A 24,997-nucleotide genomic window follows, 5' to 3' on the forward strand; every position below is an offset into this window, starting at 1 on the left:
CCCTTTTCGTATCAGCTGTCCTTGCCGGTAGTCGCAAAGGGCGAGAAATCGGTGTCTGTGTCGAACACTTCGACGCCTTCGGCTGCCTTGAGCTTGCCCACCACCAAGTAGGTTACGGGGGTGAGGACCGCTTCCCAGACGACCTTCAACAACCAGTTCGTGACCATCACAATCAACACGTCGCGCGTCTCCCACACGCCCAGAAAGGCGATTGGGTAGAAAATCGCGCTGTCCACCGCCTGTCCGAACACGGTCGAGCCGATCGTCCGGCTCCACAGCGCCTTGCCCTTCGTCCAGACCTTCATCCGTGCCAGGACGTAGGAATTTACGAACTCGCCCGCCCAGAAGGCGATGATGGATGCCAGCACTATGCGCGGCACCTGCCCGAAAACGCTTTCGTAGGCCGACTGTCCGTCCCAGCTTGCCGCAGGGGGCATGGCCACGACGGCCCAGCTCATGAACGCCATGAAGATCAGCGCCGCGAACCCGACCCAGATGACCCTGCGTGCCTTGGCATAGCCGTATACCTCGGTCAGCACGTCCCCGATGACATAGCTGATTGGGAAGAACAGGATGCCTGCGCCAAAGGTAAAACCCGCGACGGTGGACAATTTTGCCGCTCCGATGACGTTGGATAGCAGAAGCACGGCGACGAAGCTCGCCATGACGATGTCGAAATAGCGAAAACGGCGCGGTGCGGCCGGGGCGTGTGTATCGGGCTTATCCATAGAGCGCTGCCTATCCCCGATTGGCGCAGGCGCAAAGGCACGTTATGGCCTGACCCGCGCGCGCCCGTAGCTCATCTGGATAGAGCGCGAGACTTCTAATCTTGAGGCAGCAGGTTCGAGTCCTGCCGGGCGCGCCAATTTTCCGAGGTTTCGAGAGTTACCTTGGATTTACTAGGTAACTTATAGGTAACTGAGGAGTCGCGAATGTTTCGCTGCAAAACGATGCCCCTCGATGAATGGGGGCCTTTTCAGGACCGGTTCGCTGAGTTTTTTACTGCCTCAGCCGGTGATACGCGCCTCGCTCTTTTTATCGAGGCGGGAAGCGCCGGAGAGCCGCGAGACCTGCTCATCCCAAATCACCAATCGAACCTCGTCGAAGCTCTCGCTCCAGGTGGATGGCGAGACTGTGAGGGCGCGAGCGAAAGAGAATGGACCCTTCTAGTGGGTAATGCATCGGCCAATGAGGACTTTGGATTAAGCCGGCCGTCTCGCTAAGATCCAATTTTCAGAAAAATTTGCGCCACAAGCGATTGCGCTTTTTGGGTTTGTGATCGTCGCTGATCCATCCGGCTAAGGCTTCAAATTCGCAATATAAAGTGTTTCTGCCAGCTTTTTGTCGAATTGCGTGAACGAACGGCGCTGCGCATTCCCAGTAGCGGATTGCAGTGCCCCCAGCCTGTTGCTTGTAGAACTCGAAATCCATGATGCCGAATTGGATGGCCGTAGAGACAAGCTCGAAATCGTTGAGGATTAGACGGATCGCTTGCTGCTCCTTGCTGTGCTCCTTGTCGTTATCGGCGTAGGGAGCAAGACCACCAGGTCCTAGGGCAAGCTTAATAAAGGTTGTTCTGGCTCGGATCATGTCTGTGTCGACATTATCGACGGCCAAGTGGTCCAGAGTGGCCTTCCTGCGGGCGATAGCGCGTTGCGTTTGCACGCCCCATATCGCTACCCCCGCAGCGATGATGGGTACCAAAACGGCCCCCAATGTCCATACATCGGGGGCCGCAGAGGTTGATATGCTTATGTCGACTGCAGGGGGCAGTTAAAGGCCACCCCAGCTATCGCGGGTCATAAAAGCCTTCATGGGATTCTCCTTGTCGCATTCTTTCAACGGTCTTTTGCATATGCTGTTCCGTGTCATACGGTGCCATGCAGTGCCGTTTTGATGTCGCTTATCCTACAACTTCCGAGTTAATCAAGCTTGAAACTGATCGTTGTCGCCAGTTCATGTGAGAGTGGTGTTTCAGAGTGATACAGTTGAGTGTTGGGTTGCGGCATCAAGATAGTTGCGATTTGTGTCGCTTCAATCGAATTGCGATGTTCCGTTGCAAGCAGCCAGCAACCAGCGCACTTTTGTCGCGGATCGCATCTACTCTTTGAGCATTGCGAAAAATGCTTTCAGCGGAACAGAGGCGAGAATACCCACAAGAGGCCGATGACTAGCAGTATGCCTGTCGCCCATGCCTCGCGCCGTGTGATCTTTTCCCCTCGCGGGTCGATAGGCTCCCAGTCGCGCATCATCCCTCTCCCGGCCCAGCGAATGCTTGGATGGCTCCTGCCGTGATGGTTGAACCATCGGCTGGGCGTAGAGTTATCGTATCAACCAAAGCGCCAGTTACACGAATGCCGATAGGCGTCTCAGCGGTTGCAAAGCCATGCATGGTAAAGCCCTGAAGGTCTTTATCCGTGGCTACCGTGGTAAGTTCAACCGCGTAATCTGTCTCGCCAGTCGAGGTAGCCAGCCTTACCGGCCGCAAGCCAAAGCTGCTGCGCCCAGCGATTGCCAACGTCACAGTTAAACTGTCTTCCGTGTGTTCCCACTTCTCGAATGCCGCCGCCATCACTCGTCTCCCTTGCCGCCGTCAACAATATCGAATTGGCGAGGTGAGCCACCGGGGCCGAAGCTGAAGGATTCCAGATTTGTCGCGATAGCCTCCATGATAGCGGCCACCGTCTTGGCTTCCTCGTTTGCGCCGGGATCAAACGCCCGCAACGCCTTGGGCACGCTTCCGGGCTGAAGCGAGCCTTGGGCCACAAGCTGATCGTGAACGGCATAGAGCGCGAGGCTGATTGCCGTGATGTAGGGGGCGGCGTCTGTTGTCTGTTGCATAGGTTTATCCGTTCAGTTTGCGCCGCAATTCGCGGGTGATTTGAGAGGAACTGCGCCGGAAGCTGTCTGCGTTCGGCGTGTTCACCGTCATGTAGACAGGTTGGCTAGGTGCAGCGCTGCGCTGCGCCATCAGTCCGGTGAGGTCGCGGTTATTGATAACCTGCGAGCCGCGTTTGAGGTTCACAAGCTCCGGCCCTTTTTCACCGACAAGGGCGAGGCCTCCGGGGGCAAATTTCGTGCCCTCCGCAAAGCCCGGAATTTTGAGCGAAGCGCCTAGGCTTCCCCACAGCTTTTCAAACGACATGGAGAGCATTCGCGAAACGAGATTGCGCAGGCCATCCATAACGCTCTGTGCGCCCACCAAGACGCCCTGCAATTGATAGCCAAGCTCATCGAAGGCAGCGCCAAGCCCTTCGCGAAGGTCGCGGGCGAAGGTGTTTATCTTGGGCAGGTTCACGTCGATTGCCGCGCCAGCCTTCGCAATGCCATCAGCAAGGTTCTTGTCTAGCGGCTCGGCGTTAAATTCCGGCTTGGAGCCGGGGGCGCGTTCGCCCCAATAGGCTGCCTGTGCACGCTCCATGGCCTCCTGAAAGCGTTGCGGCGAGATTTCGCCATCGCGCAGGCCTTGCTCTAGAACGTCCTGCTTGGCGCGATACTCGGCCTCCAGGGCCTCCTGAGGGAACAATTCAGCCAAGAGGGGGCGCAGGTCGTCGCGAAGCTGTTTAAACGCATCCTTGGTCTTTTTCGTGGCGCTAACGGCCTGTGCGACCATGAGGTTATCGAGGCGGCGCATATGCTGGCCAATCTCGTCCACCATATCGGGCACATAGCTATTGCCGACAACGGCAATGTACATATCGCGGAAGGCGTTTTTAACGCCCTCGATTTTGCCCTTCACCCACCCAAAGATTGCGCCGAGCTTGTCCACGATCCACGTTTTCACGCCGTTGTAGACGTTGCGCACAATGGCGCTAATCTTGTCCCAATTTTTCCATGCCAGATAGATCCCGCCCACTACGGCTGCAAAGCCGAGAATAACCGGATTGGCCATTAGGCCAAGCGCCGCAACCTTGATCGCGCCGAATGCGGCAGCAAGGGCGGGGGCGATGCTCACAAGGCCACCTAGAGCGACAAGGACAGGTCCAACGGCGGCGGCAATGCCTCCGATGACTACGGCGGCTTTAAGAACGCCGGGATTGGTTTCCGCAAGCTGCGAGGTAAACTTAGCGAACCCTTCGACAAGGCTGGTGATCGCTTCAAGAACGCCACTGTTGACCAACGCAATCGTTAGCTTCTTAGTCGCCTGCCCCATCTGCTCTTGCGCAATGTTGTATTTTTCGAGGTTTGCGCGGTCCTCATCGGACACGATAGAGGCCTTGGCCCCTAGCTCATCAAAAGCCTTGCCGCCCTTTTCCAGAAGCGGAATTAGGTTCGTGGCATCGCTGGCCATGGCCTCCAGATAGAAAACCATTTCCTCTTGCGACACGTTCGCCTTTTTGAGGCTGTCGAAATACAGTTGCAGAGCCTGTTTGCCCGATAGACCCTCAAAGGCCTTCGCAGTGACACCCACCTTAGGCGCAATGTTCTCGAAAAAGTCGGCCATCGGCCCGCCGCCAGTGGCTGCGAAGTCACCTACGCGGTCGCGAACGTCTTTGAAGATATCGCCAAGTTTATCGAACTCGATACCGACACTAGAGGCGGCGTGCGCTTGGCGCTGGAAAGCCTCGAAGCTCTCGCCTGCCACCTGTGCGGATTTAGCAATCTCTCGGCTCTCGGAAGCCATCTTGTTAGCGGCCATGCCGAATGCCGTGCCAACCGCAGCAATCGGTCCGGTCAGGCCAACGGTTAGGGCTTTGCCAATTCCTGAAATCTGCTTGCCGAGCTTTTTGAATTGGCGCTCAGTGGCTTTGAGGCGCTTTTCCGCGTCGGTGAGTCCAGATTTGAATTCGCCAGAATCCAATCCGAGACTCACTAGCAGACTGCCAAGCATGGTCGTGGCCATGGAAATTCCTATCAATCGTGCAGGGGAATGGGAGAGGGGTCTCCTTGGGGGAGGACCGCTCCCCCTCTCCCACCCAGGAAACCCGGCGGCGAACCTTGCGAGCAGCCGCCGGGAAGAGGTTACGCAGGCGGAATGATGCCAGCTAGTTCGCAGAACGCCTTGGGCTGTGCGAGCTGCACATCCATGCGGGCATGAACCAGAATGCCAATCTGGCCGCTGTCAGCGTAAAGCTGGTCCAGAATGCGAATGTTGATGCTTTCACGCATGCCCAGGAACATCTGGCGGTAGTCACCATAAACGATGCTAGAAGCATCGGTTGCGGTGCCCTGCGTATCATCGATCGGCGCAGCGGTCGTGGACAGGAGCGGGATGTTCGACACCATGCCCGGAACGCCCAGCGGGTTGTTGTCCGCATCCTTCAGCTTCGCAAGCTCTCGCCCTGTGCGGGGGTGATGAATGCCAGCCGTAGGATTAGGCACATTGTCCGCGTGCAGTTCGTAGATTGCATCGATAAGCGCGTCATAGTCCGTCAGAGCCGCGCCATTGGTGCCCATGCTCACGCTATTGATGCCAACGGTGTTCACGACGCCGCGAGGCTGGTTGCTGGAACCGCTACCCCAAATCGCGGCGCGGTCCATCTCTAGCGCCATCGTCTGTGCCAGAGCGTTCTCGATCATCTCGCCAACGTTGAGGCTGTCGGCCATTAGCTCGCGAGACACCTTCAGAATGCCTGCCAGCGACTTGGCGGTCAGCGTCACTGCGCCAAAGGTCGGGTCGCCTTCCGCAATGCTCGCGTTCTCAGCGCGCCAGCCAATCGTCGGGTCGGTTTCCAGCCTTGCGATTGCGAGGGTCTGGGATTCCATCGGCACAGTGCGAGCGCCTGCGCGAACTGCTACCGATTGCGAACGCAGACGGTCGATGAACCAAGAGGCGAGGGGGGTGGGGACAGTGTAGCCGCCTGCGCTGTCGGTGCCTTCAGAGAGGGCGCGGCGTTCGGTGTCATTGCGTGCGCCAGTAACCATCGCGCGGACAGTGTCGCCAAGGGCGTTGCCGCGCTGGCGGGTATCGCTGAATCGGTCGGTGTTTTCGAGCACGCGAACCGCGTTGCCCTTCTCATCGATCCATTCGCCGCGACCTTCACCGCCCCACGCGCGGGCAAAGTCACTTGAACCATCGTCGCTACCGCCAACGCTTCCGTTCGATCCAGGGCGGCGCGAATTGCGTTCGTCCTCATCGCGAGCGTTCATCTGCTCTTCTTCAATGTCGAGCTTGTTAGCGTCTAGCGAGCGCATTGCGCTATCGTGTTTGCGTTCGAGTTCGCGAGCCTTCTTCTCGTCGGTCTCGCCCTCCAGGTCGTGCAAGAGTGAGCGGGCCTCCTCCATGATGGTGAGACGGTCACGTTCGAGTTCAATCAGTTTTGGGGTTTTCATCCATCCATCCAATTTTGAGGGCGGATCGATGCACGAATGCCAAGGCCGCCCGTTAAGGGTCTTGCAGGAAGGGAGCACCTGCGGGCCTCGGCATTGCCGGAAGATTCCCCTATAGAACAAACGCGGAACAAAGTCAAGAATTGAGCGCGTCATCCAGCACTTGCTTTTCGAGTGTGTCCGCAATGTCACGCATGCGTTCGACTGCGCCAAACGGGCCAAGCTGCTGGGCGAGAACTTCACCAAACGCGGCTCCGCACAGGTTGGCTATCTCGTCAGACGAAAGCCCGAAGTGGGCAAAACGGTCTAGCAGAGTGGTGGCTATCGCACGCGCTGCGATGATGAACTGTTCGTCGGTTTCCGGTCGCATCATGCAATCTCCCCAAATTCGGTGAGCACCCACGGATCGCCTTCGCCATCCCATGCCGCCATCACTTCGTCGCGATAAAGCCGCCAATCGGAGAGCATCGCATCGCGAACCTTGGCTTGGTTCTCGTCGCTAAGATCCCAATAAAAGCCAGTCTGATCGCCGGGGACTGCTCCGGGCCAATCGGGATGCATGAAGTAGCCACAGCCTGCCAGAAGGCACGTGCCGGGGCCGTGATGGAGTTCCCTTAGTTTGAGCACGTCGAGGTCTTGCTTAGTCCGCTTCCGGCGGGTGCGATTGGTAGGCATAGTGGATCTCCTATTCAGGCGGGCGGCCTGGGCCGTCCCTGAGGGGTTCAAGGTCGAGGTTGAGGGCGCGCACGGCTGCGAGGAATCCGCTGCGAGCGTCCTTTTCCAGATTGCAGGCAGGGTTGAGCTTCACGCCGCCGTAGCGGTCAGGAACAAGCTCGCCATGCTCGGCGATGGCGGTTTGTGCTGCCGTCATTCGGTCCACGCATTCAGCCGCACGTGAGAGCAGGGCGAGGCCTGCCGCGTCGGTGATCGCGTATTCGTCAGCGACCGAAGTGTAGAAGGTGCTGCCAGCGTCCCGCAGGTGGGCAGGGGCGCTCAACATGATTTGGCATCCTTAGTTTGATTTTTACGCGCTTCCACCGCCGCCATAGGCCCTCCTTGCCCTGGAGATCGGACCACCCCCTTGGGGGTCCACCATCGCGCGCGGTGTTGTGCTGCCCAGTTGTGCTGTAGTTCGTTCATTGTCCTCTCCATCAATAGACCGCCATGTCTTCGCTCAGGCGCAAGGCTTGCTGTGCGGTCGCGTCCTGATCGCCGCCCATGAAGGTCTCGAATATGTCGGTGAGTAGGTGCGTGTATTTGGCACGCTCCTGTTCGTGCAGGGCGTTCGGGTTGCGGCCTATCGCTGTGAATGCCTTGTCGAGCTTGGAAACTTGTGCGCCTAGGGACAGAGCTTCGAGGTTGGGCGGTAGGTGTGCGTCCAGCGCCCACTCGATAGCCACGGCTTTGGCCGCATCTCTTCCCTGCCGGATTGCATCGTTAACGCGATAACACTGCCCGTCATCCTTTGGCGGGAATGACGTGTCGCCAAGACGCGCCTCTTCAGAGGAATTTAGTTTCTCTGTTTCTACAGAATCTAGTTCCTCCTTTAAGGAAATATAGTGTCGGCCAGTTTGCCTAGAGGAACTGCCGTTCTTGCTATCGGCTTCACCAACTATCTCAGGTGTCGGCTTGGCAGGTTCACCAACTATCTCGCCTGTTTCGACATCCACCGTCTCGCCAGAAGGTTGGTCAGTTCGCCAACTTTCATCGGCAGGATATTGGACACGCAAGGTGAAGCGCCGTTTGTCCATCAACTGCGGCTCGCGCGTGATATATTTCTTCTTGATAAGCCGCGTGAGCGACTTGCTGAAGTTGGTGGGATCGGTGCGGGCGAGGGCTGCCAGCGTCACGTTCTTCGCATAGCAGCCGCCGCCCTTCCCCTTCACCGCGCTCATGCCGTCATGCAGGGCAACGACTGCCGCCACACGCAGGTCGAGCGCGGTTAGGTCCGTGTCAGCGATCATCGCGACCGGAAGGGTGGTGAAGGTTCTAGGCTTTCCCATCGGCTTGCCTTCGGTGCAGCTCGCGATGGTGCTTGCGGCAGAGCCACTGCACATGAATCGGGCGGTCGTAATCAGGATGGTGGCCATCCGTTTGTTCGGCTCCACACACCTCACATCGGCCACGTTTGAGGAGGCCACGACGAAGCGCGGACCTTAGGGCGGAATGCGCCCAGGTTGCCTTGGGGTTTGCGTTCCGCCACTTGGCCTGAGGTGTGGCCTTTGCCGGTCCTGTCATGCGGCCCTCCGGTGTTCGGTGAGCATCCATGGCCAGTTCCACAGGAGCAGATTAAGCCGTGCTCGCATGGCGCTATTGGCTTGCAAAATTGGGCGATTTCGGGTAAGAGCCTTGGCATCCGCAGCAATGGATACTGAAGCCCTCGCATGTTCGCCCATGCGGGGGTTTTTCGTTTCCATCACGCTTCTCCCAAGCGTCCGGCCATCCACCTTTCTACGTCTGCCTGATTGTAGACCAAGCGCCGTTGGGTGAGCCGAATTGGGGAAGGGAAGTTGCCCGCCGCAACAAGTCTATCGAGCGTTGCGCGACTGATCGCCACTCGCTCGCAAACTGTCTTGGGGCTTAAGAACTGGGTCATTCGTGACGCTCCTGTTTTGTAAGGACGTCACGTTCAATAAGGGCAAAATGGCACGGAGTTCAGCCGTCGAAGTTTGCCCGAACTTCGCGCACGAACTCTCAGCGGCTAGGCTTCGGACCAGGCTTCCTGCGGGCTGTGTGATAGACTGCGGCTACCTTGGTGTAGCTCTCTTTGATCGGCCTCGCCTCTCCTTGGGCGAATGTCCCCCTAAGGGCCACGGAAGCGGCATCAACTGCGCTGTCGAGCGTCGCGCCTTTTCGCTCGCGCTCCCTCTCGACGGCCATGTATCGTGCGACATCAATTTCCGATTTCTTCGTAAGGGCGCGGTTTCCAGGGCTTCCGCGCTTCGCCGCGCCTCCCTTATCAAAATAGAAGCGAACCGCTGCGCGAACTTCATCCTCCAGCCAATCTGGAATTGGCAGGCCAAAGGACAGGCACGTCTCAACTGCCGGAACCACCTTCGCCTTGTCTCCACGTTCTACGAAAGATCGATAGGAATTGACGTATTCCAGAAGTTCGGCTGCGTTGTCTCTGCCTGCTTCGCGCTCTTCCTCAGCCATTGATTGACACCACGTTGCTGCCTCGATCCCCATTCACCGCGCTATCGACTTCCGCCGCCCATTTTTCGAGCGCATTGCGTTTTTCCGGCGCGTAAGAGTGCAGGGCATAAACCTGTCCTGTAACGCCTTGGACACGGTGATTTAGGACGCGGGAAACCACAAGCTCAGGAATGCCAAGGCGCACCATGTGCGTTGCTGCCGAGCGCCGCAGGTCGTGGAAGCGCCAAGGCTCAGCAAGTGCCGCGTCTTTACTTTCCAGCCATTGATCGATTTGCGCCTTGGCGCGCGCAAAGCCCTTCATGGGTGTGTTCGCAGACGTCGAGAAGACGTAATCCCCTATCTCTGGCATGGCTTTGATGATTTCCAACGCCGCAGGGGCGAGGGGAACAAGGTGTGAGCGCTTCGCTTTGGTGTTGGCAGCTGAGATCGTCCATGTCGCATTATCGAGGTCGATGTCTGCCCAACGCATTCCCGCAACCTCGCTCCGGCGCTGTGCTGTCAAAAGGAGGATGCGCGCCCAAGGGCCGACCGGATAGCCTAGAAGGCCTGTCGCCTTCCAGACGCGGGCAATCTCGTCCATGTCGAGAACGCGGGTGCGCGGGGTCTCTTCATGTGGTTTGTCGATGCGGTCGGCTGGCGAAGTCTCGATCCAGTCTTGCTTTATGGCGTAGCCAAAGATTGTCTTGATCGTCGCGAGAACGCGGTTCGGCAGGACGTCACCTTCAAGCCCCGCGATGAGGTCGCGCACATCCGCGCGCTTAATCTCTCCTAGCTTGCGACCCTGCCAATGAGGGTAAACGTGAAGCTCAAGCTGGCGGCTAATTAGGGCAGGGCGCTTCTTCGCTTTTATCCATGCCTCCGCAGCCACTTCAAAAGGCCTGTCGATGCCTTCCGTGCTGCCATCGCGTTCTAGCGCCTCGATCATGGCCTCGGCTGCATTGCGCGCTTGCGCCAGCTTCATTGCCGGATAAGTGCCAAGCTTCCGATTGATGACCTTGCCCCCAACGCGGCGGCGCAGTTGCCATGACTTTGCGCCGCCAGCGCCGACACGAAGCCGCAGCCCCGTCACCTTGTGGTCAGGGTGTTCGTCCTGTCCCTTTTCTGGCGGTTTAATTGCTGCGATCTTCGTGTCGGTAAGCATAGGTCAGTCGCTTCCGAAGGCGACGCGGTGGGCATCGGCGGCAACGACAACGGCGATCTGAGGGGCCATTGTCCAAGAGTCGTAAATCTCTTCGTCGCGCATCACCCGAAGCTTACGGGCCAATTCGCGTGGGCAATCGGTGGGGTGGAGGAGGTAGGCATTCAATGCCTTGCAGGTAGCATCGCAATGCGCATCCTCCTCGTCATTTGGAAGGCCATTAAGAAAGGTTTCTGGCGCATAGGATGCGAGGTCCCAGCTGCCTTTTGCGCGCCTCCAGGCGGCGTAGAGCTTTTCGCTCTCGGTTGCCTTACGTTCTTCGGTTCGCGGGTGTAGTGCGATGCTAGCCATATTCTCGACTCCAGTTAGTCGGTTGTGGTGAGGGTCAAGGGCAGGAGTTGCAGCTCCTACCTTGGCCCGCCTGTTACCTGATCGGCAATAGGTAACAAGCTAGGTAACTCAGAGTGAGGTAACATGCAAGTTATGGCATGCATGAAACTCAAAAACCCCAGAATTGCGCACTATTGAGGCCTCATGGGAAGTGGGCAACCTAACTTCTAATCTTGAGGCAGCAGGTTCGAGTCCTGCCGGGCGCGCCATTAGCGACAATCCGCAGAATTCTGGGATTCTCGCATTCATCCGACATGAAAGTGATGGGCACCTAATGGCAGCTATTGGGCCGTTAGCGGACATTCCGCTTTCGGCGAAAGTGCGTGCAAATCCGACACTTGGGTTGCACAGCTCAGTCGAATATTTCCGTCCAAACCACCTGTGAGCTTCCGGCGCCGCTGTTGGTCTGATAGACGCCGAGCTTCCCGTAATAATAGAATGTTCCGCGCGCCTCGCCGGATGGATCGCCCATCAGCCGGTCAGGCTTTCCGCCGGTGCACGTCTTGGTCGGGTCGCCATCTCGTGTGAACACGGGCCACTCGTCCATGTCGTAGGTCATCGCGATCGACACTGGCTCGCCATGGGTGAAGGTCCCAAGTGCTGCGCAGGTCGGCTTGCCGTTTTGCTGTTCGATGTAGAACTCGTAGGATGCGCGCAGCCCTCCATCGACGTTCACGAGTTTGCCGGTCTTGCGGATCGCAAGCTGGGCAACCGGTTCAGAAGATCCGGTCGGCTTGTTGCGCGCCTTGACGTTCAGCGCCTGGATGATGCTGAGAAAGTCGCCATCTTGGTTGGTGAGTGTGAAAGTGCCGCCCATATCTTGTGGCCCGCTGGCTTGCGACGCGCGGCGGATTTCCGCGCGAGCGGCAGTTTCGTCGGGGATAGTAAAAGTGATGGTGCGCGCATCGGAGGCGTGCTGCGCCACGCTTGCGCCGGTGGTGATGTCAAATTTGATGAACTCGTCGATGGCCGGGTCGAGCGAGAAATCAACCGCCCATGCTGCGCTGACGATGCCAAATGCCATCAGGGCTCCGGACGCAATGTATCCCTTGCGCATGCTTCATCTCCCGTTGTCGTGAATATTCTGAGGCGCAGCCCCTGGTGCCCTAGCGTGCGGTCTCGAGACGCTTCTGCCGTTGGAACTCGTAAAGCGACGGGGCATTCGCCACCGGCTTGTTGAGCCATTCCACATGCGGCTCGGGCGTGTGGTCCAGCAGCAGCGGGCGATTGCCATGCAAGCCTATGATACGTGCATCAGGGCCTTCCGAACCTGCGAAGATCGTCACCGGCTGGCCTGGTGCAACTCCGCCATCAACTAGGACCTTGAGATTCCACGTCGTATTGTAGCGTGCGTGGCCCGGTTTCCAGTACCCCGCACCACCGGCCTTGTAGAGGTCGAACATCGGGGTGCCGTCTTTCGCCTTGCGGTCGGGCGTCAGGTGGACGGTAACGTTGTCGTAAAGGTTCTGGTGATTTGCGCCGGCGTGCTGGTCGAGGCTCGGCCGTGACCAGACGACCGCATCCTTGTAGACCGACTTTGTCGCCTGTGTATTGAAGCTGAGTGCATGGATCGTCGGGTTCTCGACGGTCAACCCGTCCACCAGCACATTGTGCACATTACCGATATGCACGCTGTAATGCGCCATGTGATCGCCCTTGGTGCGGACGTTTGCGATTGTGACGTTAGCCAAATCGTCGGTCAGGATGCCGCTGTCGGAATTGGTCACCGTGACATTGCGGATCCACCCGTCGTGGACGCCGGTGAAATAGATGCCATTGTAGCCTGCCTCGTTATGGTGGCCGAAAAACGGATTCTCTGGGAAGGCAAGAGCAAGGTCCTGGATGCCGACGTCGGACAAGTGCTCCCAGCTTGCAAAATAGGCGGGCAGCTCGTCGCCAATCGGATGCAATAGCGGATCGGAAATCGTCACGCGATTGCCGTCGATGCGCTCGATTTTCGTTGCTTGCCTGACGAGAGGTCGGTCAGGCAATTCCCAATGGCGCGAGCCGATCTCCTCTTCGGTATTACCGTAGAGTACGCGGATCAATGGTCCGTCAGGCCCGGCACGGTTATGCCAGTGAATCTGTAAGACGTCCCCGACCGCGAGGTTGCGGCCATCCGCAACTGTCAGGATACGCTCTCCGCGCTTGCCCATAGTGATATCGGCTTGCTTCCCGATCGGGCGATCGTGACTTTCGAGATAGGTAGCATGTCGCCCTTCGGGGACCCGGGTCCAGATAAAGCCGCCGCTCCAGCTCCACGGTGAAAACAGCGTGTCGAGATTGGCCTTCTTCTGCCGCTCACGCTTGTCGTTTTCCACCAGATAGGTGCGCAATTCGTCCAGTGCGCCGCCATCATCCAACTGATTGAGCGGACGGGGCATGTAGAGTTCGGTACCCCCTTCGCCAGAACCCATTCCCGACAATACAATGCCGCTGTGTTCGATCCACAGGATGCCGCTCAAAATATAGCGCCCACTTCCGAATTGCACGCGGACCGGCCCGCCTTGTTCGGATGCAGCAGCAATGGCAGCGATAACCGCAGCCGTATCATCGACCTCGTCATCCGCACGAGCCCCGAAATCGTCTACTCGGACTTCGCTGGCGACGTGGGGGATAGCTTCGATTCCGACACCGAAACCGGCGTAGGAAAAGTCCGGCAGCCAATTTTCGTCATCCGCTGACGCGTTAGCGATTATCGGGGGTAAATCTTGCGCCCAGACAGGGGCGGCCGTGGCGACCGAAATTGCCAAAGCGGAAAAAAACACGCTGCTTTTCAAAAGCGTGACCATTTCTTGCGGCATAAAATCCACTCCCCGAACCTCTTTTGCATCTTGGGTATTGACGCGCAATGGCACCGGTGTCAATAAATTAGGTAACCGGTGTCAAAAGGCATCGTCGGCTGATCGTAAAAATGCCGCTACATCATCGGGAGGGAGACCCAATGCGCACCATCATCACCAACCAGCTTCGTGCTGGACGCCTTTCGCACCTCGGTATCAAGGCGACTTTGCTCGCATCGGCCGTGGTTCTGACCCCGGCTGCGGCGTTGGCCCAGGCGGCCCCGCCCGACGATGATGCCGATGTTGTGGAAGAGGCGTTACAGGACGAGGACACGATCGTGGTGACAGGCGAGATTGCCCGCACGATCGAGAACTCGCTCGAAGCCAAGCGTGAGCTTGACGTGATCGGCGACGCGATCGTGGGTGAGGACATCGGCGATCTGCCCGATTTGTCCGTGGCGGAAACGCTGGAGCGCATCGTCGGTGTAACGTCCGACCGCTTCAAAGGTGGCGCATCCGAACTGTCCGTGCGCGGCCTCGGCGCGTTCCTCGGCTCTTCCGTACTCAACGGGCGCGAAGTGTCCTCCGGAAGCGACGGGCGCGACGTGAATTACGGCCAGTTCCCGAGTGAACTGATCAACGGCGCCATTATCTACAAATCACAGCAGGCCAGCTTCATCGAGGGTGGCGTTTCGGGGATTATCGAACTTCAGACATTGCGGCCGGTCGATTACGGCAAGCAGCGCCTGCAAGTCCAAGGCCTGGTCGGCTACAGCCCTTATCAGGATCGGGTCGTGGGTAGCGGCGGGCTCAATTCGCGCTTTACCGCATCCTATATCGATCAATTCCAACTGGGTGATGGAGAGTTCGGTATTGCGATCGGCGGACAGATCCGCAACGATAACGCACCGGAAGATATCTACACCACGAGCTCGACCTTCCGCCCTTGCAACACGATCGAGGGCATGGGTCAGAGCAACAATTGCGATTTCGAATTCGACGGGGACGGCAATCCAACCGGAGCTGCCGGGGACGAGTTCTACCTAGTATCCAACCAGTATATCTACCGCGCTCAAGCGACAGATGCCGACCGCGATGCTGTGATGGGGGCCATCCAGTGGCAGCCATCACCCAACCTCGATATCAATATCGACGCCCAATATTCCTATCGTGATGACATCGAAGAGCGCGGCAATCTCGTAATTGCCGACGGTCGCCGCGACATCGTGCCCCTAGAGGTGTCCGATACCGGCGCTCTGCTCTACTGGAGCGGCGAGACGCGGCTGGAAAACCAGTCCGTCTGGCGTCAGCGCACGGAGGAATACCTCGGCCTTGGCGGCAATATCGCCTGGACCAATGGCCGACTCGTTCTCACCGCCGACGCCGGCTATTCGGAAACCAAGCGTCGGCAGGACGAAAAAGACATGCGCATTCGCACTAGCGACCGCGTGCTCTTCGAACTCGATCAGCGGGGCTACAACATCCCGAACCTGATCCTGACCGATGTTTCCGATGTCGAAGACGATACAGGTCTGATGTTCGATCTGGACAATCATGACCTTTACGACAACGGCGCGCGTGCCCGCCGCCGACTGGAAAATGTCGACGACACCATCCTCGCCTTCCGTCTCGACGGACTTTACGAGATGGACGGGTTCTTCAATTCGCTACAGGCAGGTGTGCGCTGGGCCGAACGCGAGCGCTTCCATGACGATGGGATCGACGAGACTGTCGACCTCGTCAACGGCTATGACTCTGCCGAAGCAATCGCGGCGCGTCGCGGCTATTTTCTCGTGCAGGATCTCTACGCAGGGTCGGACAGCCCGATGCGTGGCTTGACCTTCGCCAACTGGGATGCCGAACAATTGTTCGCCGCGCTCACCGGCAGCGACGATGCAGGGCTGCCAACCGGTTCGACGCTCTCGGCACAGGACACAGATGTGACCGAAGAAACCTGGGCAGGCTATGTCCAGGCCAACTTTGACACCGATATGTTCGGCGTTCCGGCCCGTGGCAATCTAGGCCTGCGTGCGGTGCACACCAAAATAACTTCGGTCGGCATCAGCAATGCGGTCGAGACATCGCCAGGTTCGGAACCGGGAACGGTGGTCGTCACGCCGGTCGGCGATCCGGTCACCAATACGGAAACCAATGAATTCTGGAATCTCCTGCCCAGCGCAAACCTCATCATGGAACTCGATCCGGATGTCTTGTTACGCCTGGCGGCCTACCGCGCCATTGCCCGGCCGGATCAGGAGGCCATGTCGGCCGCGCTGTCCTTCAGCGAGGATGATTTCGAAGATGTCGGACGGGCGATCACGGCCAGCGGCAACCCGCTTCTCGAACCCCTTGCGTCTTGGAACGGCGACGTGTCCTTCGAGTGGTATGCGTCGAAGACGACCTCACTGGCAATCGCGGCTTACTACAAGAGTTTACAGACCGGTTTCCGGACCGATGTCAGCACGATCAATCTGGAAGTGGATGGCGCCGCGGCGCCGGTGACGATCGCGCGTACCGTCAATTCGGACGACAAGAGCAATCTTTACGGCTTCGAAGTGACTGCGCAGCACAAGTTCGACTTCGGACTGGGCTTTCTTGCCAGCTACAATTGGGCCGATTCAAACTTCGAATTTCCCGATCCCACCACTGTGCCCATCCGCATCGACGGGACAGCAGGTGAAGTGCCCCTGGCAAATTATGTCCAGCCGGCCAACATCCCCGGCTACTCGAAGCATAGCCTCAACGGCACAGTGTTTTTCGAGACTGGACCATTCTCGGCGCGCCTCGCCTACAAATGGCGTTCGGAATACTTCAAGCCGTTCCGCAGCGATCAAAATCGTTACACGGAGGATCAGGGTTTCCTCGATTTCTCGGCAAGCATGGATCTGATGGATGGCGTCCAGATCCGCTTTCAGGCGCTGAACATTCTCGACGAACCAAATGTGTTCTATCGCCCAACTCCCGACAGCCTGGCGCAGGCTGATTATTCCGGGCCGCGCTACTTCATCGGTCTGAGGGGCAGGTTCTGAACCTGTCAGCTACCGTAGGGGCAAACGCGTGACCAATCCCGCTCTCCAGGCCGAAGATCGAGACACTTCGGCCATCCTCACCCGGGCAAGGCTGGAGGCTTCCGCCTTGCCCGGGCCTCCTCCCGGCCTTCCGGACAACCTGGATGCAGCCTATGCCATCCAACATAAATCGATCGCGGCATGGCCGGACAAAGTAGCAGGGTGGAAGGTCGGTGGAGTTCCAGCGGATTACGTCGAGCGTTTTCAGGAAACCCGCCTCGCAGGACCTATCTTTGGTCGATCCGTCGTGCACCATGTTCCCGGGCAGCGCGCGCTAATGTCCGTATTTTGCGGTGGGTTTGCGGCAATCGAACCCGAATTCATAATCCGCTTGGGGGAAGACAGAACAGGGGACCGCCTGTTCATCGGTGCCGAAATCGCCAGCAGTCCGATCCCGGCGATCAATGATCACGGGCCGGTGGCGGTGATCTCCGATTTCGGCAACAACAACGGTTTGCTCGTCGGGCCCGAAGTGCCAGATTGGCGCGACTACGCCGGAGAGGTGCGGGTCGTCGCCGAGATTGATGGAACGGCAGTGGCTGAAAGAATGGTCGCAAACCCTGCCGAAGATGTAGATGCTGCCCTCCAGTTTCTCATCGAGCTTGCCCATCGCAAGGGCTTCTCGCTTCCGGCCGGCACCTATGTGTCGTCGGGCGCGATAACGGGAGTCCATGAGGCGGCAATCGGCTGCACCTCACGTCTCGACTTCGGACAGCTTGGCGAGTTGCATCTGGAGCTTGTCGAGGCGAAACCTTTCGCATGAGTTTATGCTTGCCAAATCCCTGCATTCCTCGGCGCACGCTTCTCGCTGGCGGGCTGGCCGCCATGGCCGCAGGCTGTTCGCGGCGCTTGGGTGGAGGTGTGCTGACCGCGACCGATACGCACGTGCGCGATTATCCCACCGTGCAAGCTGTCATTCGCTTTGGCGAGTTAGTAGAGGAGGCTACCGGCGGTAGGCTGAGCCTGCGCATGTACGCGGGCGGACAGTTGGGCAACGAGCGCGACACGCTGGAAATCACCACATTTGGCGGGCTGGATTTCAACCGGGTCAATCTGGCCCCGCTCAACTCGATCGAGCCTCTGACCCGTGTTGCGGCTCTTCCGTTCCTCTTCACCTCGACCGAGCATATGCGCAGCACGCTCGATGGGCCGATCGGCGAGGAAATTCTTGCTTCTCTCGAACCGCACGGGCTGATCGGCCTATGCTTTTACGATTCCGGCGCGCGCAGTTTCTACAACACCCGAGGCCCCATAAGCTCGCCCGAGGACATGCGCGGGCTGAAGCTGCGTGTGCCAGGGTCCGATCTTTATATTGCGATGGTGCAGTCGCTGGGTGCGGATGCCGTGCCGATGCCGCTCGACGAAGTTTACCAGAGCCTCGCACAAGGCGTGATCGACGGGGCGGAGAACAACTGGCCCAGCTTCGAGAGCGGCCGTCATTTCGAGGTGGCGCGCTATTACAGCCTGACGAGGCACCTGCTGGCGCCGGAAGTTTTCGTGATGTCGAAGCGCCGCTGGGACACGCTTTCGCAGGATGATCGCGCGATCATCCGGCAGGCCGCTAAACAAAGCGTACCTTACATGCGCGAGCTTTGGGACGCGCAGGTCGCCAAGAGCAAAGCGATAATCATGGATAGCGGCGTCAAGGTGAATGAGATCGACCCGGCGCCTTTCGCCCAGCGCATGCGCGGGATGTGGGATGAATTCCTGACCACACCTCGCCAGCGCGAAATGGTGCGCCAGATTCAGCAGGCCGGCAGCGCATGATGGACCGGCTTGCAGACATTCTCGCCAAAGCCGGCGCTATCGGCTTGCTGGCGATGACGCTGGTCGTCGGTTGGCAGGTATTCGGCCGTTTCGTGCTCGAAAGCAGCCCTTCCTGGTCCGAGCAGACCGCGCTTGTGCTGATGATCTGGTATGTCTTCCTTGCTGCCGGAGCAGGTGTGTGGGAGCGTTTTCACATCCGCATCGAAATCCTCGAGCAGCAGTTCAATTCGGAAACGCGGCGGCGGCTGCGCATCGCCATCCATGCGCTAATCGCGCTCATGGGTCTCGCGCTGCTGGTCTTCGGCACACAGCTTGTATGGCTGGTGCGCGACCATGTGATCCCATCGCTCGGGATAAGTCGCGCGTTTGCCTACATTCCGATCCCTGTAACGGGAGCCCTGATATCGCTGTTTTCCATCGGGCGTATCCGCGTTCGTATGGCGGAGACGAAGTGATGGAAATTCTCGTGCTCTTCGGCGTGCTGTTCCTCCTGCTTGCATTCGGCGTGCCAGTAGCATTCGCTCTGTTCGGCGCGGCTCTGGCGACTTTTGCCGTGGTCGATATTCCGCTGATAGTGGCGGTTCAGCGCATGGCGGCGGGGATCAGCGTGTTCACCCTGATGGCGATCCCCTTCTTCATTTTTGCCGGCGACCTGATGTATCGCGCCGGCATTGCCGAACGGCTGGTACGCGTGGCCGATGCCGCCTTTGGACGCGTGCGGGGCGGCTTGGGTCTTGTGAATGTCGGTGCCAGCATGATGTTCGGCGCGGTGTCAGGCTCCGCCATCGCCAGCGCGTCCGCAATCGGTTCGACGATGGTGCCGCTCATGGACGAGAAGGGTTATGACCGCGATTATTCGGTCAATGTCACCGTGACCGCCGCGATTGTCGGTCTGCTCATCCCGCCGTCCCACAATATGATCATCTATGCCGCCGCATCGGGAATCGGCGTTTCGATCGGCGATCTGTTCCTGGCCGGTATCGTGCCCGGCATCCTTACCGGTGGCCTGCTCATGCTGACCGCATGGCTGGTTGCACGGCGGCGCAACCTGCCCACGGGAGCCTTCCCTGGATGGAAGGCCTTTCTGCGTGCTGCACTTTACGCAGTACCCGGTTTGATGACCGGTGTGATCATCATGGGTGGCATTCTGTCCGGCATTTTCACGCCGACAGAAAGCTCCGCTATCGCGGTGATCTACACCATCCTCGTCGGGACCCTGGTCTATCGCAATCTCGGCTGGAGCGGCACATGGGAAGCAGCGCAAAAGTCCGTCCGCACAGCTTCCATGGTGCTCTTCATCATCGCGGCGGCCACGGCGTTCGGCTTCGCACTGGCACTGCTTGAAGTACCCGCCGCGCTGGCGAGCCTGATCGGCGTGATGACGGACAACCCGTTGCTCGCACTTCTCATCATCAACATCATGCTGCTGCTGCTCGGCACCTTCATGGATATGGCGCCGCTGATCGTGATCACGACGCCAATCTTTCTTCCGGTTGCAATCGCAAGCGGGATCGATCCGGTCCACTTCGGGATTATTCTGATGCTCAATCTGGGGATCGGGCTGGTGACGCCGCCGGTTGGATCGGTTCTGTTCGTCGGCTCCGCAGTCGGCAAAATCCCCATAGCCGATATGGTGCGCACCATCTGGCCGTTTTACCTTACGCTTATCGCTGCGCTCTTGCTCGTCAGCTTCGTACCTGCTCTATCGCTGTGGCTTCCGGGAGCCTTTTGACACCGGGGTACTTGGCCAGCGCGAAGCATTTTCATATGAGAAGCTATGGCCAGCGATAGCAAACCGACGATCAACGATGTGGCACGCATTGCCGAGGTCTCGAAGAAGACGGTCAGTCGCGTCATCAACAAGTCGCCTTTGCTGAGTGAAAAAACGCGCCAACGGGTGGAAAGGGTCATTGCCGACATCGGTTATGTGCCCAACCCGCAGGCTCGCGCCCTTGCGCTGCGTCGCAACTTCGTGATCGCCGCCATCCACGACAATCCCAACGCCCAGTTCCTCGTCAATGTGCAGCAAGGCATTCTGGAAGGTCTGGAGGGCAGCGATTTCAACCTGATGGTAAAGCCCGTCGATCGCCATTCGCCCACGATAGAGGAAGACATCCGCGATTTCCTCGAGCGGCAGCGTCCCTATGGCGTTGTGCTTCTGCCACCGGTCTCGGAGAATGACGCCATCGCGCGCCTGTGCAACGACCTTGGATGTCGTTACGTGCGCATGGGATCGGTCAAGCTCGACGCGGCGGAGCACACGGTCAGTTCCAACGACCGCGAAGCAGTGCGCGAAGCGGTCGGCTATCTCATCGCCAAGGGACATCGCCGCATCGCTCTGATCGAGGGACCGCAAGGGTTCACCTCTCCCCAGGAACGCCGCGCCGGTTTCGAGGAGGCGCTGGATGATGCCGGGCTGGAACTGGATGAGAGCCTTGTCAGGCCCGGAAGCTACACCTTCGAATCCGGCGTCAGCGCGGGTCAATCTCTGGTCGATATGGATGTGCGGCCGACAGCCATCTTCGCCTGCAATGACGAGATGGCGATTGGCGCAATGATCGCGGCGCGTCGCAGCGGTTTGCTTATCCCGGAAGACCTGTCCATCGTCGGCTTCGACGACACGCCGCTGTCAAGCCATGTCTGGCCATCGCTGACCACGGTTCATTGGCCGATTGTCGATATGGCGCGAACGGCAGCACTGAAGCTCATCGCGCCAGAAGATGCCGAAGCCAATGCTCGATGGCTGCTACCTTCGGCTCTCGTCGAACGCTCCTCGGTCGTCCCACCGGCCTCCTGAACATCAGATAAGAACCTCCGGCGAAAGCGCTTGCATCAGATAATGACACCGGTTACCTAGGACCCAAGACAGGCCGTTCAGGCCCACCCGAACCAGCTGAAAGCGAGACATCATGAAGATTGCCCTCATCAACGAAAACAGCCAGGCAGCGAAGAATTGCATCATCCACGATGCGCTTACGGCAGTGGTCGAGCCGCTCGGACACGAGGTTCACAATTATGGTATGTACACCGCAGAAGACGAGGCGCAGGTCACTTATCCGATGGTTGGCCTGCTCACGGGCATCCTGCTGAACTCCGGCGCAGCGGATTTCGTAGTGACGGGCTGCGGAACCGGCACCGGTTCGATGCTGGCGGCCAACGCCATGCCTGGCGTATTCTGCGGGCTGATTATCGACCCGACCGACGCCTTCCTGTTCGCGCAAATCAACGATGGCAATGCAGTAGCCATGCCCTACGCCAAGGGCTTCGGCTGGGCGGCGGAACTCAATCTGCAGGACTGCTACCGCAAGCTTTTCGAGGGCGAGAGCGGTGTCGGCTACCCCAAGGAACGCGCCGCCATCATGGCCAAAAACCGTGGCGTCCTGGCCGAGCTCAAGTCGAAGACCTGCACCGATATGCTGACAGTGCTCAAGACGGTCGACCAGGATCTGCTCAAGAGCGCGGTTGCGGGTCAAAGATTTGCTGACCTGTTTTACGCCAATTCGCAGGACGCAGCGATCAGCGACTACCTTCGCGGCCTTTGATCGCTGGCAGGGGAGCGAAGATATGAGCCGCAATCCATTCGATCTTGAAGGGCGAATCGCTCTTGTCACCGGTGCGAACACGGGCATCGGGCAAGGCATTGCGCTAGCGCTGGCAAAGGCCGGGTCCGATGTCGTCATCGTTGCCCGGAGCGATCCGAGCGAGACGCGGTCGCTGGTGGAGGCTGAGGGCGTTCGGTCGCACGTTATAAAGGCCGATCTCTCATCCATCGAGCCTTGCGCTCGAATCGTCGAAGAAACGGTCGAAACTTTCGGAAAGCTCGATATCCTCGTAAACAACGCGGGCATAATCCGCCGCGAGGACGCGCTCGATTTCTCCGAAGAGGACTGGGACGCGGTGATGGACGTGAATCTTAAGGTCCTGTTTTTCCTAAGCCAAGCGGCGGCGCGTCACATGACGGGTTGGACCAGCCAGAATGGGGAGCGCGGCAAGATCGTCAACATCGCCAGCATGCTCACCTTTCAGGGCGGTATCCGCGTGCCCAGTTACACTGCATCGAAGAGCGGGGTAGGCGGGTTGACCAAGCTGATGGCGAATGAATGGGCCGCAAAAGGCATCAATGTGAACGCCATTGCTCCCGGTTACATCGCGACCAACAATACCGCTGCGCTTCAGGCCGACGAGACCCGCAATCGCCAGATTCTCGAGCGCATTCCCGAAGGCCGCTGGGGCGATCCGGCGGATATCGGCGGGGCTGCCGTGTTCCTTTCCAGCAAGGCTGCTAATTACGTGCAGGGCCACATCCTCGCCGTCGATGGCGGCTGGCTTGCACGCTGATTGATAGGAACCCTCGCGTTGACCGTCTTGATCTTCGGCGAGGCCATGCTCGAGTATCACAGCCAGGGTGGTCATGGCCTGCGCTACGGTGGAGACACGTTGAACACCGCGATCCACCTTGCCCGCGCGGGACACGATGTTGCTTACGTCACTGCGGTCGGAACCGACCCGATTAGCGATGCGCTGGTCGCGGAATGGCAGGACGAGGGCATTGATACACGCTTCGTCCTGCGCCACCCGACGCGTAACCCGGGTATCTACGCAATCCATCTCGACGAGCACGGCGAGCGAAGCTTCCTCTACTGGCGCGACAAGAGCGCCGCGCGGGAGATGTTCGAGCTGGATGGAATGAAGGATGCCTTGGCAGCAGCAGCAGAGGCCAAGCTTCTCTATTTCAGCCTGATAACTTTGGCAATAATTGGAGCTTCCGGCCGGGAGCAGTTGTTCGATGTGTCCGACAAGAGACGGGCCGCTGGTTTGCCCGTCGCGTATGACAGCAATTTTCGGCCAGCACTTTGGTCTAATATCGCAGACGCACGCGATGTGTCTCAGCGAGCAGCCAAGTTCTGCTCCATCGGTCTGCCAACCAACAGCGACGAGCGGGAATTATGGAACACAAACGAGAGCGATGTTGAGATCGCACGGAGGTGGTCCGACGAGGGGCGGCTTGTCGCTTTGAAGGCAGGGGAAAGCGGGTGCCTCCTCATGCGAAGCCAGCAGCAAGAGCCCGACATGATCCCGACTCGGAAAGTGAAAGTAGTCGATACCAGTGGTGCCGGCGACGCGTTCAATGGCGGATTTCTGTCGGCCTATCTCGCTGGTAAAGACCCGATCGCGTGTGTCGAAGCGGGCCAATCTCTAGCGCGTCAAATTATTGGGCGCATGGGAGCAGTTCCGCGCTAGGATTCGAGGAATTGCATCGATTGTACACGGCAACCCCGATCCTGCGATTTCGCGCGCGAAAGTCATATCTAAGCGATCGGGCGCCTGGAACACCTGCGAGCTTGATTGATTTGAACGAATGGCAGCTTTCGGGTCACAGATAAATTTTATCGATCGGCCGATTTGGGGCGCAAAGCTGCCGTTATGAGGGCATGGAAACCAGAATTTCCCAATGATTACAGTGCCCATCACTTTCATGTCGGGTGCGCCAATTCTTCAGCTTCGATTTGCGCTGGTCAGCTCTTCGCGGGTGATCGGGTAACCGAGATCGTCGGGTATGGTAAGGTAGGATCCGTCCGGCTCCTCGACCACTTCGGGCGTGATCACGCGGACCGGGGTCTGGCGGGCATGGGCGCGCGCTTCATCGAAGGTTGCGAACTGCGCCAGGCGTTCCAGGTTGCGGCGCGTCGGGAAGATGAGCGAAATGTCCTGGCGCTCTGCCATGCGCAACGCTTCGGCGGCGCTGACCCAGAAAAGGTGCGTATTCTCGGTCGCATCGACCTCGATATCGACGGCGCCCGTGCCGAGATCCGCCAAGTAGAACATGGTGTCGAAGATCCGGTTGTGCGCAAGGCCGAGCGGGAGCCAGCGGGCGAAGGGGGTCAGCGCATCGAGGTCGAGCGAAAGGTCGAATGCCTCCAGCACCGGGGCCAGCGCCCGTTTCTCGAGCAGGAGCGCACGGGCTTCGGCTGCGCGCTCTGCGTCCATCGCTCCTGTAAGACCGAGGGCAAGGCCGGTTTCTTCCAGTGTTTCGCGGATGGCCGCGATCCGGTGCGCCACTTCGTCCGTGTCGCCGGCGGTGCCGTTTATGCTGGCCGCGAGGTCATAGTCTTCGGGGTCGACCCTGCCGCCCGGAAATACCGCCATGCCCCCTGCAAACGACATGGTGCGAGACCGGATGGTCATCAGGATTTCGGGTTCCGGCGCCGAACGGCCCTTGCGGAAAACCACCAGCGTCGCCGCTGGAATGGGATCGGGTGTATCGGCCTTGGCGTTCATCGCCTGCGGTTGTGCAGGCAGTTCCGTCGCTTGCCAAGCGATTATCGGGCGCCGTGTCGGAGTTTTTTACATTGTCCGGAACGCGTGAGGGAATGTTAACCATCGTATCTCGCGGGATCTCTTGAGCGCGCGATTTTGGCACGGGG

General features: G+C 58.8%; 26 protein-coding genes and 1 tRNA gene. 10 read left to right on the plus strand and 17 right to left on the minus strand.

What is annotated here, in order from left to right; genetic code table 11:
* Window positions 1-11: 11 nt before the first annotated feature.
* On the minus strand, window positions 12-728 hold the full coding sequence (locus CVE41_RS10715; RefSeq protein ID WP_100260643.1) for a queuosine precursor transporter: 717 nt from the start codon (window positions 726-728) through the stop codon (window positions 12-14).
* A 60-nt stretch (window positions 729-788) separates the two neighbouring features.
* Here CVE41_RS10715 and CVE41_RS10720 point away from each other — a divergent pair.
* A tRNA-Arg gene (locus tag CVE41_RS10720) sits at window positions 789-865 on the plus strand.
* A gap of 368 nt (window positions 866-1,233) precedes the next feature.
* Here CVE41_RS10720 and CVE41_RS10725 read toward each other — a convergent pair.
* From CVE41_RS10725 to CVE41_RS10800, 15 genes are all read right to left on the minus strand, one after another.
* Window positions 1,234-1,704 (minus strand): DUF4760 domain-containing protein, encoded by a 471-nt coding sequence (locus CVE41_RS10725; protein ID WP_157799489.1) that lies wholly within the window; start codon window positions 1,702-1,704, stop codon window positions 1,234-1,236.
* Window positions 1,705-2,248: 544 nt separating this feature from the next.
* A complete protein-coding gene (locus CVE41_RS10730) occupies window positions 2,249-2,572 on the minus strand; it encodes a hypothetical protein (RefSeq protein WP_100260645.1) in 324 nt (107 codons plus the stop codon).
* A complete protein-coding gene (locus tag CVE41_RS10735; RefSeq protein WP_100260646.1) occupies window positions 2,572-2,841 on the minus strand; it encodes a hypothetical protein in 270 nt (89 codons plus the stop codon). The genes CVE41_RS10730 and CVE41_RS10735 overlap by 1 nt, the downstream gene beginning before the upstream one ends.
* Before the next feature lie 4 nt (window positions 2,842-2,845).
* Window positions 2,846-4,843: a phage tail tape measure protein gene (locus CVE41_RS10740; protein WP_100260647.1), complete on the minus strand. Its 1,998-nt coding sequence runs from the start codon at window positions 4,841-4,843 to the stop codon at window positions 2,846-2,848.
* 119 nt (window positions 4,844-4,962) lie between these two features.
* Window positions 4,963-6,273 (minus strand): phage major capsid protein, encoded by a 1,311-nt coding sequence (locus CVE41_RS10745; protein ID WP_157799490.1) that lies wholly within the window; start codon window positions 6,271-6,273, stop codon window positions 4,963-4,965.
* Window positions 6,274-6,406: 133 nt separating this feature from the next.
* The gene (locus tag CVE41_RS10750) at window positions 6,407-6,643 is read right to left on the minus strand and encodes a hypothetical protein (protein WP_100260649.1); all 237 of its coding nucleotides are present in this window, start codon (window positions 6,641-6,643) and stop codon (window positions 6,407-6,409) included.
* Window positions 6,640-6,945, minus strand: coding sequence for a hypothetical protein (locus CVE41_RS14655; protein ID WP_157799491.1), 306 nt, complete (start codon window positions 6,943-6,945; stop codon window positions 6,640-6,642). The genes CVE41_RS10750 and CVE41_RS14655 overlap by 4 nt, the downstream gene beginning before the upstream one ends.
* A gap of 10 nt (window positions 6,946-6,955) precedes the next feature.
* A complete protein-coding gene (locus tag CVE41_RS10760; RefSeq protein WP_198507654.1) occupies window positions 6,956-7,270 on the minus strand; it encodes a hypothetical protein in 315 nt (104 codons plus the stop codon).
* 151 nt (window positions 7,271-7,421) lie between these two features.
* Complete coding sequence (locus CVE41_RS10765) at window positions 7,422-8,360, minus strand: MarR family transcriptional regulator (RefSeq protein ID WP_157799492.1); 939 nt, start codon at window positions 8,358-8,360, stop codon at window positions 7,422-7,424.
* 326 nt (window positions 8,361-8,686) lie between these two features.
* A complete protein-coding gene (locus CVE41_RS15045) occupies window positions 8,687-8,866 on the minus strand; it encodes a helix-turn-helix transcriptional regulator (protein WP_100260654.1) in 180 nt (59 codons plus the stop codon).
* A 98-nt stretch (window positions 8,867-8,964) separates the two neighbouring features.
* Complete coding sequence (locus CVE41_RS10780) at window positions 8,965-9,426, minus strand: hypothetical protein (RefSeq protein WP_100260655.1); 462 nt, start codon at window positions 9,424-9,426, stop codon at window positions 8,965-8,967.
* Window positions 9,419-10,567, minus strand: coding sequence for a tyrosine-type recombinase/integrase (locus tag CVE41_RS10785; RefSeq protein ID WP_100260656.1), 1,149 nt, complete (start codon window positions 10,565-10,567; stop codon window positions 9,419-9,421). Before CVE41_RS10785 ends, CVE41_RS10780 begins: the two co-directional genes overlap by 8 nt.
* A 3-nt stretch (window positions 10,568-10,570) precedes the next feature.
* On the minus strand, window positions 10,571-10,915 hold the full coding sequence (locus CVE41_RS10790) for a hypothetical protein (RefSeq protein ID WP_100260657.1): 345 nt from the start codon (window positions 10,913-10,915) through the stop codon (window positions 10,571-10,573).
* A 391-nt stretch (window positions 10,916-11,306) separates the two neighbouring features.
* A complete protein-coding gene (locus CVE41_RS10795; RefSeq protein ID WP_198507655.1) occupies window positions 11,307-11,978 on the minus strand; it encodes a hypothetical protein in 672 nt (223 codons plus the stop codon).
* An 82-nt stretch (window positions 11,979-12,060) separates the two neighbouring features.
* Complete coding sequence (locus CVE41_RS10800; RefSeq protein WP_100260659.1) at window positions 12,061-13,758, minus strand: glycosyl hydrolase family 28-related protein; 1,698 nt, start codon at window positions 13,756-13,758, stop codon at window positions 12,061-12,063.
* Between the two features lie 140 nt (window positions 13,759-13,898).
* Between CVE41_RS10800 and CVE41_RS10805 the strand changes: the two genes are divergently transcribed.
* From CVE41_RS10805 to CVE41_RS10845, 9 genes are all read left to right on the plus strand, one after another.
* Window positions 13,899-16,766, plus strand: coding sequence for a TonB-dependent receptor (locus CVE41_RS10805; protein WP_157799493.1), 2,868 nt, complete (start codon window positions 13,899-13,901; stop codon window positions 16,764-16,766).
* Between the two features lie 28 nt (window positions 16,767-16,794).
* On the plus strand, window positions 16,795-17,568 hold the full coding sequence (locus CVE41_RS10810) for a 2-keto-4-pentenoate hydratase (protein WP_100260661.1): 774 nt from the start codon (window positions 16,795-16,797) through the stop codon (window positions 17,566-17,568).
* Window positions 17,569-17,576: 8 nt separating this feature from the next.
* Window positions 17,577-18,572: a TRAP transporter substrate-binding protein gene (locus CVE41_RS10815; RefSeq protein ID WP_232725668.1), complete on the plus strand. Its 996-nt coding sequence runs from the start codon at window positions 17,577-17,579 to the stop codon at window positions 18,570-18,572.
* Window positions 18,569-19,027 carry a TRAP transporter small permease gene (locus CVE41_RS10820; RefSeq protein ID WP_100260663.1) on the plus strand — a complete coding sequence of 153 codons (459 nt, stop codon included), beginning with the start codon at window positions 18,569-18,571 and terminating at the stop codon, window positions 19,025-19,027. Before CVE41_RS10815 ends, CVE41_RS10820 begins: the two co-directional genes overlap by 4 nt.
* Window positions 19,027-20,304, plus strand: coding sequence for a TRAP transporter large permease (locus CVE41_RS10825; RefSeq protein WP_100260664.1), 1,278 nt, complete (start codon window positions 19,027-19,029; stop codon window positions 20,302-20,304). Before CVE41_RS10820 ends, CVE41_RS10825 begins: the two co-directional genes overlap by 1 nt.
* Window positions 20,305-20,349: 45 nt before the next feature.
* Window positions 20,350-21,369, plus strand: coding sequence for a LacI family DNA-binding transcriptional regulator (locus CVE41_RS10830; protein ID WP_100260665.1), 1,020 nt, complete (start codon window positions 20,350-20,352; stop codon window positions 21,367-21,369).
* Window positions 21,370-21,481: 112 nt separating this feature from the next.
* A complete protein-coding gene (locus tag CVE41_RS10835) occupies window positions 21,482-22,114 on the plus strand; it encodes an RpiB/LacA/LacB family sugar-phosphate isomerase (RefSeq protein ID WP_100260666.1) in 633 nt (210 codons plus the stop codon).
* A 22-nt stretch (window positions 22,115-22,136) separates the two neighbouring features.
* Window positions 22,137-22,910 carry a 2-dehydro-3-deoxy-D-gluconate 5-dehydrogenase KduD gene (kduD, locus tag CVE41_RS10840; protein ID WP_100260667.1) on the plus strand — a complete coding sequence of 258 codons (774 nt, stop codon included), beginning with the start codon at window positions 22,137-22,139 and terminating at the stop codon, window positions 22,908-22,910.
* 27 nt (window positions 22,911-22,937) lie between these two features.
* Window positions 22,938-23,813: a sugar kinase gene (locus CVE41_RS10845; protein WP_232725669.1), complete on the plus strand. Its 876-nt coding sequence runs from the start codon at window positions 22,938-22,940 to the stop codon at window positions 23,811-23,813.
* Between the two features lie 255 nt (window positions 23,814-24,068).
* Here the strand turns inward: CVE41_RS10845 and CVE41_RS10850 are convergent, their stop codons facing one another.
* Window positions 24,069-24,851: an NUDIX hydrolase gene (locus tag CVE41_RS10850; RefSeq protein ID WP_100260668.1), complete on the minus strand. Its 783-nt coding sequence runs from the start codon at window positions 24,849-24,851 to the stop codon at window positions 24,069-24,071.
* Between the last annotated feature and the right edge of the window lie 146 nt (window positions 24,852-24,997).

The organism is Qipengyuania seohaensis, assembly GCF_002795865.1.
GTDB classification, from domain to species: Bacteria; Pseudomonadota; Alphaproteobacteria; order Sphingomonadales; family Sphingomonadaceae; genus Qipengyuania; species Qipengyuania seohaensis.